Genomic DNA, 14709 nt, shown 5'->3' on the forward strand with positions numbered 1-14709 from the left:
GCGCTTGCGCTGGCGCTATCGTGCAGCGTCGCGCTCAGCATCGACTGGCCGATTTCATGAGCTGGTAGTCGGACGAATCGCGGAACTTGTAGCCCTCCTCGGTGGTCTCCCCTAGCCGGCCGGCGACGAGCGCGTCGGCCTCGTCTTGTGTGCCGCCGAGGCGTCGGAGCTGCACGCGACGGATGACGCCGTCGGTGGGGTAGTCCGCACCCGGGGTCTAGGCGAGGGTTCAGCTGCCGACCGGGCCCGGGGAAGCTCCATCACTTTGGGGTGACTGTGGAACTTGTCTCCGATCCGGGCCCGTGTCTGTGATGATCAGCAAGCCGGGAACTTGCAGCACTCCGGTTTATGGCGCCCCGCCACAGCGTGTTACCTAAGGTAACGCCACCTCGCGACACGCCGGTACACACGGGATCACCTGGAGCGTATTCGATAGCGAAATATTCCGGCCCTCGACACCCCTACTTCGCTTTATTGGCGGCGAAGTAGAGGGGTCGAGGGCCCCTCCAATTCTGTGGGTTCAAATCCCGCTAGCCCGACATTGTTGAGGTCTCAATACATGAGAAAGGCCCTGAACCCTCGGTTCGGGGCCTTTCTCATGTCCAGGGTTTTCGGGGTTGGTAGTCACGAGGGAGAGCTCACGAGTGCGCGAATGAGAACGATGGGACTCAATGCGAGAAATGTGTTTCGGCTCCGCCGAGACCCCCAACTATCGTCTAGCGAATCGCTACCATGAGAGCTCCTGGCGAGGACGTACCTGGATTTCGGTGAGCTGAGTATCTTCCTGCGCAGTAATTGCGTTGATGATCGCTCGTGCCACAGTGGATGGCTGGATCAGCTGAGGCCGATCAACGTCGCCGGTGAACAGAGGTGTGCCCGTTGGGCCCGGGAAGACGGAAATTACCCGCACTCCGTATACCTGCTCCTCCTGCCTCAGTCCGTTGGTCAATGCGCGTAAGGCATGATTAGTGGCTCCGTAGAGTGTGTTCCGTGGCAGAGGGGGTCACTCGCTCCAGAATTGACGAAAACGACAGTACCGCGGTGCCGCCGCAGACTGGACAGGGATTGCCGCACCAGATCTGCTCCGGCAGTCACATTGAGGGTGAAGGCAGAGCTCCATTGCTCTGGCGTTGCGTCCTCGACCGAACCCGTCGGGACAACTCCTGCGGCATGGACCAGAGCGTCGACGCGTGCAGGGACCAGGTCTGGGTAGGGGAAAGATGTGAGGTCTGCTGGGCGTGGGTCGACTCCTGGTGCTTCGGCGGCCAACTGGTTGAGGCGCTCTTCACTTCGAGCGACAGCGATGACGCGCCACCCCAGCTGGGCTAACTGACATGCCACCTCGCGGCCGATTCCGCTGCTTGCACCGGTTACTAGCACCGTCTTGTGCCCTGAGTTGTCAGTGTTCGCAGTCATGCTGAGCCTTCCCGCTCGATCGGTCCTAAGCACTTCTGGGGCAGATTCTACTTCCGACGCGGCGGCGTCCGTAGAGGGCTAGGAGGTCACGAGCCGTCACCAGTGCGAAGGGGGAGTGGGGGAGAAATTGCGGTTTTCTTCCCAATAAACAGGAGAGTCGGTCAGGAACGGGATAGCAGCTGCGCGCTCTTCGTTGATCATTTCCTGCGGGAATGAGTCTTCAATAGTCCGATGGCGCTTGATCACGCCGGCCTTGAACTCTGGATGGGTCAGAATAAACATGTCTCCGCGCAGCAGTCCTTGAAGCACGCGCTGGCCAGCCTCCTCGGCAGACATGTAGGGCTGCTGCTTAGACCGTGCGGCAAATTCAGGTGACGCTGGTGTGTAGCCTGACTCACCATACTCGGGCGGTCTAGTGCTCGTACCTAAGGCGATATTGCTGTGCACCGGCCCGGGAAGATAAGCAGAAACGCCAATATTCTGATCAAGTAATTCGATGTGCATGGCTTCCGAAAGGGCTATGATGGCGGCCTTAGTCATCGAGTAGAGGCCGGCAACTATAGGCATGAGTCCACCCATTGAAGAAGTGTTGATGATCCAACCGCCTTCTCCGTGGGCCTGAAGCTTCGGCAGGAACGCTTGGATGCCGTGGCCCACGCCGCGAATGTTGACATCTATGACCCAATTCCAGTCATCTTCAGTGGCATCTGCCACGGGACCGGTAAGGCCGATCCCAGCGTTATTAACCAGGACATCCACTCTGCCATACCGTTCCTGAACGTCATCCGCAAGGCGCCGCATACTTTGTAGGTCAGTCACATCCACGCTCTGAGTCTCAACTTCAAGACCTTTTGAATGAAAGATTCCTTGGGTCTCTTCCAGTAAACTTTGTCGCCGCCCAGTCACGAGAACCTTCATTCCAGCCTGAGCGAAGGCCAATGCGATGCCCCGGCCGATGCCACTTGAGCCGCCGGTCACGACGGCTACCTTGTTTTCAACAGTCTCCATGTGTGCCTGTGTGGTCATGCTCTGATGCCACCATCGGTCGGGGTAAGAAAGGTGGTGCCTTCCGTGAGGCAGAAGGAGCAGCCCCTGGATGGCACTCAGTGCCATTAGTGTGGTGTATGTCACTCTGAACGACGCATTCCAGGAGTCATCCAGAGTGCGTCACCAATATTTTGCCCACGCAACAGAAAGGCAGCTCCCATGACCGCAGAGCCCGTTGCACTTACCCGGCCTTCGGCTTCGGGGGGCGCCCCTGCGACACCGAAGCCCATGCGCCTGGTGGACCACTTCGAGTATGGATTGGATGCGCCCATATGCCTGACGTGGGAACTGACCTACGCCTGCAACCTCACGTGCACGCATTGTTTATCGAGCTCGGGACGCCGCGACCCCCGGGAGCTCAGCACTGAGGAGTGCAAAGGTGTGATCGATGAGCTGCAGAAAATGCAAGTGTTCTATGTGAACATCGGTGGCGGAGAACCCACGGTGCGCAGCGATTTTTGGGAACTGCTCGATTACGCGACCAGCAACAATGTCGGAGTGAAATTCTCTACCAACGGGGTAAAGCTGACTCCGGAAAACGCAGAGATGCTCGCGGCGAATGACTATGTGGACGTACAGATTTCCTTGGACGGCGCCGACGCTGAGGTGAACGACTACATTCGCTCTGCGGGCTCGTACGACATGGCCATTCGGGCCATGGAGAATCTGCAGAACGCCGGCATGAAGAACTTTAAGCTTTCTGTCGTCTGTACCCGTTGGAACATCCCCCAGTTGGACGAGTTCAAAGCAATTGCAGACCGATACGGGGCTCAACTGCGACTGACACGTCTCCGCCCGTCGGGTCGTGCGGTCGATGCGTGGGACGATTTGCATCCCACGCAGGAGCAGCAAAAGGAGCTCTATGAGTGGTTGCTGGCCCACGGGGACCAGGTTCTCACAGGCGATTCTTTCTTCCACCTTTCCGCTTACGGTGAGTCGCTGCCGGGTCTCAATCTCTGCGGTGCAGGACGCGTGGTGTGTCTCATTGATCCGATTGGGGAGGTGTACGCCTGTCCCTTCGCAATCCACGACGAGTTCCTCGCGGGGAATGTTCGTGACGAGGGTGGATTCGAGAAGGTCTGGAAAGAGTCCACACTCTTCAAGAGTCTGCGAGAACCGCAGGCCGGAGGCTCCTGCTCCACCTGTTCTTTCTTCGACACCTGCAAAGGCGGCTGTATGGCCGCGAAGTTCTTCACAGGTCTCCCATTGGACGGGCCCGACCCGGAATGTGTGCGGGGCTTCGGGGAGGAACTCCTCAACGAGCGCGACGGTTCGGAACTTCCCAAGCCATCTGGTGACCATTCCCACCGCACCTCACCTCCGCGACCACGAGCCGGAGCGGCCCGCCCCAGAACGAACCGTAAGGTGTCGGTGACAATCGGGACTAAACCACCTGCACCGAGTGCTCCTCCTGTCTCCGCATGTGATGAGAGCCCACTAGCCGGATTCGCGCCTGATCAGGCCACGGCCAAGTAACTCAAGCCCTACCGCCACCTAAGGAAGAGAACACATGGCTAGCACATGGTTTGAAACGGTTTCCCTCGCCCAGAAGCGCGCCAAGCAGCTCCTGCCGCCATCGGTTTACGGTGCGTTGATAGCCGGCTCTGAGAAGGGCGTGACCATAGCGCAGAATCAGGAAGCGTTTGCTCAGATCGGTCTTGCTCCGCATGTGGCCGGACACAAGCCTCATCGTGAACTGAACACTGAGGTCATGGGCATACCGTTGTCCCTGCCGGTGCTCATTTCGCCCACGGGCGTGCAAGCCGTGCACCCAGACGGTGAGATCGCGGTGGCCCGAGCAGCAGCCAACCGAGGAACCGCCATCGGATTGAGCTCCTTCGCCTCAAAATCTATCGAAGATGTCACGGCGGTGAACGAAAATACGCTCTTTCAAGTGTATTGGAGTGGCACCCGAGAGCAGATGCTGCAACGTCTAGACCGGGCGAAGAAAGCTGGCGCCAAAGGCATTATTGCCACGTTGGATTGGTCGTTTTCCAATGGGCGTGATTGGGGGAGCCCATGGATTCCTGAGCGACTGGATGTGAGAACCGCCGCAAAATTCGCACCGCAGGCTCTGACCCGCCCCAAGTGGCTCTACACTTTCCTGAAATCTGGTCGTGTCCCTGATCTCACCGCACCCAATCTGCAGGCGTCCGGGGGAGAAGCTCCCACTTTCTTCGGGGCCTACGGCGAATGGATGGGCACGCCGCCGCCTACGTGGGAAGATGTCGCGTGGCTGCGCAAGCAGTGGGATGGGCCGTTCATGCTCAAGGGGGTCACGCGCATCGATGACGCCAAGCGCGCCGTAGGTGCGGGCGTTACAGCAATCTCGGTCTCCAACCACGGTGGTAACAACCTCGACACCACACCTGCGACGATTCGCATGCTACCCGGCATTGCGGAGGCTGTGGGGGACGAGGTCGAAGTGCTCCTCGATGGTGGTGTCCGCCGCGGTTCCGATGTTGCGAAAGCTGTAGCGCTAGGAGCTAAAGCTGTGATGATCGGACGAGCTTACCTCTGGGGTCTGGCCGCCAACGGCCAGGCCGGCGTCGAGAACGTGCTGGACATCCTGCGCGGTGGCCTGGAAGCCGCGGTGCTCGGTCAAGGCAAAGCCTCGATTCATGAGCTCTCTCCTGACGATCTTGTTGTGCCGGAAGGATTCTTCCTCCGCCTGGGGGATCCCCGAGGAACCTCCGGCCCAATGATTGATCGGCAGGCGGCTCAACCTCAACCGACTGCGGCCCGCGCCAGCGAATGACATCGACGGTAGAGCCCCAGAGCCAGAGCCACATGCAGCTCAGCCAATGGCCCTGGCCGGAAATCCGCGAACCGGTAGTTCTGCTACCACTAGGGTCCACCGAGCAGCATGGCCCGCATCTGCCGGTCGACACCGACACCCGCATCGCGCAGGCCGTTGCTGAGAGACTCGGGCAGCGGCTTAACGCTGAATCTGAGAACGTCCTCATCGCTCCCGCCGTGACCTACGGTGCCAGCGGAGAGCATGCCGGCTTTCAGGGCACCATCTCCATAGGACATGAAGCACTGGGCGCCCTGTTGGTGGAATACGGCCGTTCTGCGCTGGAGTGGGCGGCGAAGCTTGTCATCGTCAATGGACACGGTGGAAACGTTGCGTCTCTCTCCCATGCGGTGCCCCGCCTTCGCTACGAAGGGCGGGAAATTGGATGGTTGCCCTGCGCCAACGGGTATGGTCTGCCCGGCCCAGAAGAAGACGCTCACGCCGGCAGAGTTGAAACCTCACTGATGCTGCATATTCAGCCCAACCTCGTCCACATGGCCAAGGCAGAGCCAGGGGTGACGGAGCCTTTGGAGAAAATTCTCCCTCGGTTGATGGCTGTAGGAATCAAATCGGTGGCTGCAAACGGCGTGTTGGGCGACCCTACAGGCGCCAGCGCAGCGGAGGGAGAAGAACTGCTCAATTCGGTCGCCGAGAGTGTGTATCGTCGCTACCGGGCATGGAATGTGGCAGAGACCGGTTGCCTTGCCTTACCGGCCACGTAGCAATCGCCATCATAGAGGACTGACAAAGCGGTGAGCATATGAGCACCTCCCGGGAGGAAAGCCTGGTTCTCCCGCTCGGCACCACAGTGCGGCTCAACGCCCACACTTATGTGTTCGGCGGCGGTCAGATCCTGATGGGGGGATCGCCTTCCCGAGTAGCACGGCTCACCCCGCAGGCGGCTGAGTTATTCACGCAGGTGCAATCAAGTAGGCGCCCAAAGATCCCGACCAAGCAGCATCACCGGCTGCTGATCACCGGGGCGACAAGTCAGCGTGTTGCCGGATACCTGGTATCCGCGGGTATGGCCGATCCTGACCCCACCTCACTACCACCACTTGGCACCGCGGAGATCACCGTGGTCATCCCGTGTTTCCGCAGAGTTGAAGCGCTGCGCCGGCTCTTACGCAGCGTTACTTCGGAACTTCCAGACTCCTCGGTCATCGTCGTCGATGACGCCTCAGGAGACCTGAGTCCGCAGATCGCAGCCGCTTCCCGGAGTTATGGTGCTGAGGTCATTACATGTCCCCGTAACGAGGGACCCGCCGCAGCGCGGGACAGGGGTTTGGCGCGGGTCGTCACTCCTTTCGTCGCGTTCATCGATACTGACGTCGTGCTCCGCCCAGGCAGTATGTCCCTTCTCTTGCGACACTTCGCCGATCCACTGCTGGCTGCCGCAGCTCCTCGCGTCCTGGGCCTCGCGCAGAAAGAACCCAGCTGGGTCTTGCGGTACGAAAACGCCCGCTCCTCCTTAGACCACGGGCCAGATGCATCCCTAGTACGTCCGCATTCCCCTCACTCCTGGCTCTCAACTACCTGCCTGCTGGCTCGCACGAGCGCAATGGGGGCAGGGTTCGTCGCTGAAATGCGGGTGGCTGAAGATGTCGACCTCGTGTGGCGTCTGGTCAGTGACGGGTGGCGCGTCCGCTACGAGCCACAGTCTGTCGTGGCACACGAGCACCGTTCCAGTGTAACTACCTGGCTCAGCCGGAAGTACATCTACGGCACCGGGGCGGGAATACTCGCACAGCGGCACGGAGCCCTCGTCGCCCCGGCAGTGATGTCACCGTGGGCGGGTGTCGTCCTGGGAGCGCTCGCGGCCCAGAGACGCTGGTCATTTCCCGTAGCCGGCACCGCCACCCTGATAGCGACAGTCGTCAATTTCCGTCGCCTGCGGAAGACCACCCCAGGAGTGAGCCCACGCGCGGTACTCGCCCTGCGGTTATCAGTCTTCGGGCTGACGTCCGCCCTGGGTCAGGGTTTGGCGCTGACGCTGCGTCACTGGTGGCCTGCGGCCGTTGCTGCCGCCTGCATCTCACAGCGCGCACGCCGTCTACTTCTGGTGGCCGCAGTCGCGGACGCCGGTTGGGAGTACATGCGTCTTAAACCGCGGTTGGACCCGTTTCGCTTCGCGCTGGCCCGCCGACTGGACGATTGTGCTTATGGCCTGGGCGTGTGGGTGGGAGCGTGGCGGGCACGATCTATTCGATCGTTGTTGCCGACGCGACCGAAGCGGTCCCGGGATTAGCCGTCGTCACCTCTCCTCATCGGCCGTATTCCCCTCCTACTTCCATGTGATGGAACGAACTCTGTTCGAGGGCACAAAGTCAGTGACCATAAGTTAATGACCTAGCGTCAGTCGACGACTCAGGAGCCCTAGGTAAGCCCAGTTCACAGCCTTGGGCTAGTTACCGACAGCACTCTCTAGCGTGAAGGACCTACTGTGACAGACCAGACCCCAGACTTGGTACATGCCCTCGTCATTGTCGGCTCCGGCCCTGCTGGCTACACCGCTGCCGTCTACGCGGCTCGGGCGAACTTGAAACCCGTTGTGTTGGCTGGGTCGGTGACCGCAGGTGGTGAGCTGATGAACACGACGGACGTGGAGAACTACCCCGGTTTCCCCGAAGGGATCATGGGGCCCGACCTCATGATGAAAATGGAACAGCAGGCCCGGCGATTTGGAGCGGACATCCGCCACGAGGACGCTACGGCACTGATCCTGGATCGTCCCATCAAGGAAATTACTACTGGCAACGGGGACGTGCTGCACTCACGGGCAGTCATTTTGGCCACCGGTTCTGCCTACCGCGAGCTCGGCGTGCCCGGCGAGAAGGAATTTTCCGGGCACGGAGTGAGCTGGTGCGCGACCTGCGACGGATTCTTCTTCCGCGAACAGCACATCGCCGTGGTCGGCGGCGGCGACTCCGCCATGGAGGAGGCCATTTTCCTGACCAAATTCGCCTCCCACGTCACGATCCTGCACCGCCGTGAGGAGCTCCGAGCATCCAAAATCATGGAGGATCGCGCGAAGGCCAATGAGAAGATCAGCTTCCTCTGGAACACTGAAGTGACTGAGATCCAAGGTGACGACAAGGTCAGTCGCCTCATTCTTCGTGACACGGTGACCGGAGAACCCTCCACCCTCGACGTCACAGGAGTGTTCGTCGCCATCGGTCATGACCCACGCACATCCCTGTTCAAGGACCAGCTGAGGCTCACTGAAGATGGCACGGCCTGGGTCGACAGCCGAAGCTCCAGGACTTCACTCCCCGGCGTCTTCGCCGCTGGTGACGTCCTGGACCCCACGTATCGTCAGGCCATTACGGCGGCGGGCTCAGGGTGCACGGCCGCGATCGACGTGGAGCACTGGTTGGCTGATACTGCGGAGTCCGGCGTCTCTGACGACGCGGCCCTGCAGACCGCCGGGTAACTACGACATTGCGCGCGCGATCATCTCGCCGATGAATACTGCAGTGTTGGCTGGCCCCCGGGAGGGGGTTGAAGGCAGCAGAGAAAGATCCGCCACGCGAAGGCCCTCCACTCCGTGCACCATGCCCACAGAGTTTGTCACGGTGTCTGCACGGGACTCCGGGCCCATTCGCGCGCTACCGCATGTATGGAAGCGAAGTCCGATGTTTGCACGGAGCCACGTGCTCCATGTCTCGGCGTCCTCCACCAGCGCCCCCAGATCTTGCCGGGCTGAATCTGCCAGAAGCCCTCGCACAGGCTCAGCGTCTAGTACGTTCACGGCGGTCCGCATTCCGATGCGAAGCCTCGCCAGATCTTCTTCGGCCGTCAGGAAGCGGTAGTCGATGTCCGGTGGGGTGAAAGGGTTATTCGACCTTAGCGAGATCCGGCCTCGGGATTCGGCTCGCTGAAGTCCGATCATCAGCGAATAGGTGTGCCTTGCCACCTCTGTCTCGATCCCAAAAAGGTGGCTGTGGGGCAGCGACGTCAGAAGTAGTTCAATATCTCCCCGTTCGGCGGGGTAGAGGTCAGCCCTATGCCGAGGCTGTCGCTCCGGCAGGCTCGCTGACCGCGGGCTGGCTGAGAAGTTCCAGGAAAGGGTGAAGGCCGTCGTGGCGTCGGTCTGCTCAACCCCCGGGCGCACCAGCAGCGGGAGATTGATATCCGGATGTTCGCTTACCCCTTGGCCCACACCGGGTAGTTCGGCACGAACCTGCAGTCCGTGACGGCGCAGTTGCTCAGCTGGTCCGATTCCTGACAGCAAGAGTAACTGGGGCGTAGCGATGGCACCTGCGGCGAGCACCACTTCTCCGCAAGCGATAGTCTCCACGCCAGCGGCACTACTTCCACCGGTAACAGTACGGACGTCGACCCCGACAACCCGCTGTCCCTGAAAGCGCAGTCTAAGCGCGTGAGAGTTCCCCCTGACCTCCAAGTTGGGTCGCATTCGGGCAGGTGCCACGTACTGCACCCCGGGATGCAGTCGAACACCTTGGATCGAGTTCATCGGCACGGGGCCGATACCAGGGGTGCCACCGGCGTTCTTGTCCTGCTCCCATACTGCACCGCCGCTGAGCGCCGCTGCTAGGAAGGCCTCATCCAGTGGTCCTGATGCGCCGTCGCGCGGTGACTGGGTCCACGCACGGGCAATCTGCATGGGACCGGTCTCGCCATGCAGGTTCGAATCTGGATAGTCCAGATCAGTCTCGAGTGCTCGGAGAATCGGTAGAGCGTTGGAGTAGGACCACCGCGAATCGTGTGGATCGTCCCCGGATGCGGCCGCCCAGTCGGCAAAGTCTCCGGGGTGAGCCCTGACGAAGTAACCCCCGTTGATGGCCATCGATCCCCCCAGCGCCCTGCCGCGGGCCACCCGCCAATCCCTTCCCTTCAACAATGAAGTCGGGTAATCCCAATTCAGCTCATGGCCGGAGCCTACGGACCGCAAGGAGCCCGGCGGGTGCGGGTTTTTGGCGGGGGCATCACCTGCACCGGGTACTGATCCAGCTTCAATGAGGAGCACTGCAATCTCTGGGTTCTCGCTAAGCCGAGCCGCAAGTGCACAGCCGGAGGCTCCACCCCCTACAATCACGACGTCGTAGCGCTTGGCCATTCAATCAGCCGGCGAATACTGCGCGTACGTTGTGGAAGCCGCCGTCGATCAGTTCCCCCAGCAAGAGTGTTTCATCCACCAACCACTCCTCATAGGCTGAGAGGCTGATGCCCAGACACACCTGACCCAGGGTGATGGCTATATGGGAGTGCCACGCCACACCAAGACGTTCTGCCACGAACTCTGCCACTACCTTTCTCCAGTCCTGGTAGCGGAGGGCGGAGTGGGCCACAAGAGTTGGGGTGGTCAGCAGGACCATCATCCGTTGACGCAGGAAAGGGATCTCATCCTCCGGAAACCGATTAAAGTCGACCACCGATTCCCGTAATGCATCGAAGAGTGGAGTCTCAGCAGGTACTTCAGCCAGCCGGGAACGCATTCGGAGCAGGAGACCGTCGAAATCTCCCCATGGTAGGTCGTTCTTGGATGAGAAGTATCTGAAAAAGGTGCGACGACCAATACCGGCGGCCTCGGATATATCCTCGACGGTGACATTGTCGAAGCCATACTTGATAAACAGGTCCAAACCGGTGCGCCCTAGGCTCTCTGCACTGGTTAATCGCGCCCTCCCCGCCTGCCTTGAAGCGCGCCTATTCGGTACCGCTGCAACAGCTTGCTTCACACCTTCACCTCAACACGACTCGCGCGATTTGCAGATCACTCTTCCGCCTGACAGTAGTTGGGCGGGGTTTTTCTCAACATCTCTTTCCATCGGCACTCTGTGCCAATAATATGATGCATATCACGTTCTCACACCGCTGTCTCGAACTTTCCGGCAGCTCAACCGAAAGGACCGCCCAATGAACGACCACATCGAACCGGAGAAAGCCGAAACTGAGCAGACAGAGAGCGCTGTGGAGTCGGACGCGTTGATTGAGGAAGTCTCGATCGACGGCATGTGCGGCGTCTACTGAGTCGCGCGTTCTGATGTTTGACCCGGAATCACCGTGGCAGCTGAGCTCGCAAGTCTCAGTGCGACCTGAGCCTTTCGGCGCTTTGCTCTATCACTTTGGAACCCGCAAGTTGTCCTTTCTCAAGGACCGGACACTCGTACAGATTGTGGAGTCTTTGCAAGACCACCCCAGCGCCCGCGCAGCAGTCGCCGCCGCCGGTGTCGCGGAAACGTCTCAGGATATCTACATCAAAGCGGTGAACTCTCTGGTGGACTCGCACATGGTGGTCGCTCAAGACGCCTGAAGAAGTGACCGCTCAAAGGAGGGGCGGGAGAAGCTAGAAGACCAGCTTCTCCCGCCCCTCCTTTGCCAGCACGCGACTAACTAAACTGTAGCGGCAGCTGCCGCCGGACGGGCCGGCCGATTGGGCAGCATCTGGCCAGGTTCCAGCGGGAAGTGGCACGCGACCTTATGGGGTCTGCTGCTGCCGTCGCCGACCTCGGTCGGGATCGGTTCAACCTCGGCACAGATGTCCTCAGCAAGTGGGCAACGCGTGCGAAAACGGCAACCGGATGGAGGATCCAGCGGAGAAGGCGGATCGCCTTTCAGCGGGACGGGCCGTTTGGCTTCTCCGGTCTCGACGTCCAGTATCGGAATCGAATCCAGGAGGGCGCGTGTGTAGGGGTGCCGCGGCGCATCGTAGATCGCCTCGGCGGGTCCGATCTCTGCTAGCTGGCCTAAGTGCATCACTGCCACTGAATCGCTGATCTGCTTGACGGTGGCAAGGTCGTGGGCAATGAAGAGGTACGCTAAGCCAATTTCCTGACGCAGCTCCTCAAATAGGTTCAGCACTTGGGCTTGGATGAGCACGTCTAAGGATGAGATTGCCTCATCACAAATGATCAATGCTGGCTCGAGTGCGACGGCCCGAGCAATGGCTACGCGCTGGGCTTGTCCGCCGGAGAGTTCTATTGGTCGACGATTGCAATAGATGCTGGGGTCGAGGCCTACGATCTCTAGGAGTTTCTCTACCCGTTCCTGGCGCTGCTGCTTGGACATATCTGTGTGTCCCAACATCGGCTCGGAGATGACGTCAGAGACTTTCCAGCGTGGGTTCAGAGAGCCAAAGGGGTCCTGATACACCATCTGCATTTCAGCACGGACGGCTCGCAGGTCTTTTCGAGACATACCGTTCATCTGTTTGCCGCGAAACTCAACGGTCCCCGAAACTGGCTCCTCGACCTGTATCACTGCGCGCGCCAATGTTGATTTTCCGGAACCAGTCTCACCCACAATGCCCAGTGTTTCACCCGGATACAGCTCGAATGAGACGCCGGAGAGAGCATGCACTGTTCCGGTCTTCACGCCTCCCGGCCCTCTCGTGGAGTATTCCTGGACTAAGTCTTTAACAACGAGCAGCGGTTCCCGTTCCCGGGCCATCTCACCGTGTGTGTCGGGTTCTTTTGCATCCTCGGCGGAGCCAGAGTTCACCGCGTCCGGGTTAGCTGCTTTGCCGGTCATCGTTTCGCTCTTTCGTCTAGTGATGAGGCGAATACAGCGCGTTCTTGTGTCGATGTTGAGCTCTCTGAGCACGCACCGTCCTGCGCATCTACCTTCAGAACATCTGCGGTCCCTGCGGCCTCTAGTGGCTGTCCACCGACAGGATGCCAACAGGCGTAGCTGTGCTGGTCGTTCTGCCGCTCCAAGGGCGGTTCCTCCGCTGTGCAAACATTTGTGGCACGTGGACATCGTGGAGCAAATGGGCACCCAGTTGGCAGGTTACTAAGGTCCGGGGGGTGTCCTCCGATGACGGTGAGCCTGGAGTGCGGGATTGTCGTAAGCTGCGGGACGGCTCCCAGAAGGGCTTTGGTGTAGGGCATCTGGACGTTACTGAAAAGTGACTTGGTGTTGGCGTGCTCAACGACCTTGCCTGCGTACATCACCATGACATCGTGCGCATAGTTCGCCGCCAGGCCGATGTCGTGGCTGATCATGATCACCGCAGTTCCGAGTCGCTCTTGGATGTCCACGAGCAACTCCATGATCTGCGCCTGAGTGGTGACATCCAGTGCGGTGGTGGCTTCGTCGGCTATGAGTACCTTAGGGTCCGAGGCTAACGCTATAGCGATGACTATGCGTTGCCGCATTCCTCCTGAGAGCTGGTGAGGATACTGCCTGATTCGCGTTTCTGGCGATGGCAGCCGTACGAGCTTGAGAAGCTCAATGGCCTTCACCTCGGCTTCCCTTTTTTTCATAGGATTATGGAGGCGTATTGCCTCCATAATCTGACTTCCCACATTCATCGTAGGGTTCAGGGACGCCGCCGGATCTTGGAAGATCATTGCGATTTCTTTGCCTCGGACGCTCATCAGTGCCTTCTCGCTGAGGCCAACGAGCTCACGCCCGTTGAGCCGGACCGACCCGGTGACCTTCGCGCTCGGCGGCAAGAGTCCCATCAGGGACCTCACCCCGACTGATTTTCCGGACCCAGATTCCCCGATGATGGCCAACGTGCGGCCGGAGGACAATTGGTAGTTCAGGCCATTGACTGCTTGGACTTCGCGTCCGTGTTTCGAGAACACTACTCGGAGATTCTCAACGGTCAGGATGGGTGCGTTTTCTAGCCTTGACTGATTCTGGCCCACGTGGCTCCTCTCTGCCTGGAGTGCGCTCATCGAGTGTTCACTTCATCTCGAATACTTTCACCCAAGAGATTGAACGAAAGTACGGTCACTAAGAGTGCCAGGGCAGGCCAAAGCACAAGCTGTGGAGTGGCGGACATCGACTGTTGGGCCTCATACACCATGTTTCCCCAGCTAGGATTGGGTGCTGGGATTCCCAGGCCGAGGAAGGACAGGGCCCCCTCTGTCACGATCACTATCGCCATGCCAAGCATGAGAAAGTTCGTCAGTTGCGGCACTATATTCGGGACGATGTGCCGGAAGAGGATGCGCCACCATGGGCTGCCCGCCAACTGGGCCGCCTGGAGATAGGGCATGCTCATGACTTTCATAGTTGAGGAACGAGCGATGCGTGCTACGGCAGGAATGCTGAAAGCGGTCAGCGCAATGATGGTATTCGGCAGGCTCGGACCCAACACTTGGGCCAGGACAATGACCAGTACCAGTGAGGGGAAAGCAATGAGAACGTCTAGAACTCTCATGATCGCCGTATCGGATTTTCCTCCGAGATAGCCCGAGACCGCGCCGACAGATCCCCCGACCACTAAACCGATGAGGTTGACCGCTATGCCAACGGTGAGGGAGGCTTGGCCGCCGTGAATGAGCCGCGACAATACATCGTTACCGTTGACATCGGTGCCCAAAGGATGCCCGGGTGACCCCGGAGGCAGTGCACTGTTCAGAACGCTGCCCCCCACCGGGGGGTGCAGTGGCAAAACGTACGGCCCCAGAAAACACAGGAGGATGAGCAGCACCACGGTTCCCCCCGAAAGCCACGTGATCATGCGCCGTCTG

15 protein-coding genes are annotated in these 14709 nt (G+C 59.8%); 7 read left to right on the top strand and 8 right to left on the bottom strand.

Features of this window, described 5'->3' with window-relative positions; all coding sequences use genetic code 11:
• Positions 1-727 precede the first annotated feature (727 nt).
• From FH975_RS16745 to FH975_RS00195, 3 genes are all read right to left on the bottom strand, one after another.
• Positions 728-910, bottom strand: coding sequence for a hypothetical protein (locus FH975_RS16745; RefSeq protein ID WP_328821762.1), 183 nt, complete (start codon positions 908-910; stop codon positions 728-730).
• A gap of 35 nt (positions 911-945) precedes the next feature.
• Complete coding sequence (locus FH975_RS00190) at positions 946-1416, bottom strand: SDR family NAD(P)-dependent oxidoreductase (RefSeq protein WP_268896637.1); 471 nt, start codon at positions 1414-1416, stop codon at positions 946-948.
• Positions 1417-1512: 96 nt separating this feature from the next.
• Positions 1513-2394: an SDR family NAD(P)-dependent oxidoreductase gene (locus FH975_RS00195; protein WP_162319550.1), complete on the bottom strand. Its 882-nt coding sequence runs from the start codon at positions 2392-2394 to the stop codon at positions 1513-1515.
• Between the two features lie 228 nt (positions 2395-2622).
• Between FH975_RS00195 and mftC the strand changes: the two genes are divergently transcribed.
• From mftC to trxB, 5 genes are all read left to right on the top strand, one after another.
• A complete protein-coding gene (mftC, locus tag FH975_RS00200; protein WP_162319551.1) occupies positions 2623-3939 on the top strand; it encodes a mycofactocin radical SAM maturase in 1317 nt (438 codons plus the stop codon).
• A gap of 34 nt (positions 3940-3973) precedes the next feature.
• Positions 3974-5221 (top strand): pre-mycofactocin synthase MftD, encoded by a 1248-nt coding sequence (gene mftD, locus FH975_RS00205; protein WP_162319552.1) that lies wholly within the window; start codon positions 3974-3976, stop codon positions 5219-5221.
• 32 nt (positions 5222-5253) lie between these two features.
• Positions 5254-5982 (top strand): mycofactocin biosynthesis peptidyl-dipeptidase MftE, encoded by a 729-nt coding sequence (gene mftE, locus FH975_RS00210; protein ID WP_162319553.1) that lies wholly within the window; start codon positions 5254-5256, stop codon positions 5980-5982.
• Positions 5983-6020: 38 nt separating this feature from the next.
• On the top strand, positions 6021-7508 hold the full coding sequence (gene mftF, locus FH975_RS00215; protein WP_162319554.1) for a mycofactocin biosynthesis glycosyltransferase MftF: 1488 nt from the start codon (positions 6021-6023) through the stop codon (positions 7506-7508).
• Between the two features lie 195 nt (positions 7509-7703).
• Positions 7704-8693 (top strand): thioredoxin-disulfide reductase, encoded by a 990-nt coding sequence (gene trxB / locus FH975_RS00220; protein ID WP_162319555.1) that lies wholly within the window; start codon positions 7704-7706, stop codon positions 8691-8693.
• Here the strand turns inward: trxB and FH975_RS00225 are convergent, their stop codons facing one another.
• Together FH975_RS00225 and mftR are read right to left on the bottom strand one after the other, a co-directional pair.
• On the bottom strand, positions 8694-10340 hold the full coding sequence (locus FH975_RS00225; RefSeq protein ID WP_162319556.1) for a GMC family oxidoreductase N-terminal domain-containing protein: 1647 nt from the start codon (positions 10338-10340) through the stop codon (positions 8694-8696). It lies immediately after the preceding gene.
• A gap of 4 nt (positions 10341-10344) precedes the next feature.
• The gene (gene mftR, locus FH975_RS00230) at positions 10345-10962 is read right to left on the bottom strand and encodes a mycofactocin system transcriptional regulator (protein ID WP_162319557.1); all 618 of its coding nucleotides are present in this window, start codon (positions 10960-10962) and stop codon (positions 10345-10347) included.
• A 178-nt stretch (positions 10963-11140) separates the two neighbouring features.
• Here mftR and mftA point away from each other — a divergent pair, with 178 nt between their 5' ends.
• Both mftA and mftB read left to right on the top strand, forming a co-directional pair.
• Positions 11141-11254 carry a mycofactocin precursor MftA gene (mftA, locus tag FH975_RS00235; RefSeq protein WP_162319558.1) on the top strand — a complete coding sequence of 38 codons (114 nt, stop codon included), beginning with the start codon at positions 11141-11143 and terminating at the stop codon, positions 11252-11254.
• Positions 11255-11267: 13 nt separating this feature from the next.
• Complete coding sequence (gene mftB / locus FH975_RS00240; protein ID WP_162319559.1) at positions 11268-11537, top strand: mycofactocin biosynthesis chaperone MftB; 270 nt, start codon at positions 11268-11270, stop codon at positions 11535-11537.
• A gap of 80 nt (positions 11538-11617) precedes the next feature.
• On the opposite strand, the gene FH975_RS00245 is transcribed toward mftB, so the two are convergent.
• Genes FH975_RS00245 through FH975_RS00255 form a run of 3 tightly spaced genes read right to left on the bottom strand, consistent with a single transcriptional unit; the run spans position 11618 to position 14699 of the window.
• Positions 11618-12754 (bottom strand): ABC transporter ATP-binding protein, encoded by a 1137-nt coding sequence (locus FH975_RS00245; protein ID WP_235928250.1) that lies wholly within the window; start codon positions 12752-12754, stop codon positions 11618-11620.
• On the bottom strand, positions 12751-13878 hold the full coding sequence (locus FH975_RS00250) for an ABC transporter ATP-binding protein (RefSeq protein WP_328821707.1): 1128 nt from the start codon (positions 13876-13878) through the stop codon (positions 12751-12753). Before FH975_RS00250 ends, FH975_RS00245 begins: the two co-directional genes overlap by 4 nt.
• 26 nt (positions 13879-13904) lie before the next feature.
• Positions 13905-14699: an ABC transporter permease gene (locus FH975_RS00255; protein WP_162319561.1), complete on the bottom strand. Its 795-nt coding sequence runs from the start codon at positions 14697-14699 to the stop codon at positions 13905-13907.
• Positions 14700-14709 lie beyond the last annotated feature (10 nt).

This window comes from Nesterenkonia haasae, from assembly GCF_010119385.1.
Classification (GTDB): domain Bacteria; phylum Actinomycetota; class Actinomycetes; order Actinomycetales; family Micrococcaceae; genus Nesterenkonia; species Nesterenkonia haasae.

Excerpts from the sequence above, each read along its gene's own strand:
- mftB (WP_162319559.1), top strand. The coding sequence starts at position 11,268 with ATGTTTGACCCGGAATCACCGTGGCAGCTGAGCTCGCAAGTCTCAGTG.
- mftC (WP_162319551.1), top strand. The coding sequence starts at position 2,623 with ATGACCGCAGAGCCCGTTGCACTTACCCGGCCTTCGGCTTCGGGGGGC.
- mftE (WP_162319553.1), top strand. The coding sequence starts at position 5,254 with ATGCAGCTCAGCCAATGGCCCTGGCCGGAAATCCGCGAACCGGTAGTT.
- mftA (WP_162319558.1), top strand. The coding sequence starts at position 11,141 with ATGAACGACCACATCGAACCGGAGAAAGCCGAAACTGAGCAGACAGAG.
- FH975_RS00255 (WP_162319561.1), bottom strand. The coding sequence starts at position 14,699 with ATGATCACGTGGCTTTCGGGGGGAACCGTGGTGCTGCTCATCCTCCTG.
- FH975_RS00245 (WP_235928250.1), bottom strand. The coding sequence starts at position 12,754 with ATGACCGGCAAAGCAGCTAACCCGGACGCGGTGAACTCTGGCTCCGCC.
- FH975_RS00190 (WP_268896637.1), bottom strand. The coding sequence starts at position 1,416 with ATGACTGCGAACACTGACAACTCAGGGCACAAGACGGTGCTAGTAACC.
- mftD (WP_162319552.1), top strand. The coding sequence starts at position 3,974 with ATGGCTAGCACATGGTTTGAAACGGTTTCCCTCGCCCAGAAGCGCGCC.
- FH975_RS00225 (WP_162319556.1), bottom strand. The coding sequence starts at position 10,340 with ATGGCCAAGCGCTACGACGTCGTGATTGTAGGGGGTGGAGCCTCCGGC.
- mftF (WP_162319554.1), top strand. The coding sequence starts at position 6,021 with ATGAGCACCTCCCGGGAGGAAAGCCTGGTTCTCCCGCTCGGCACCACA.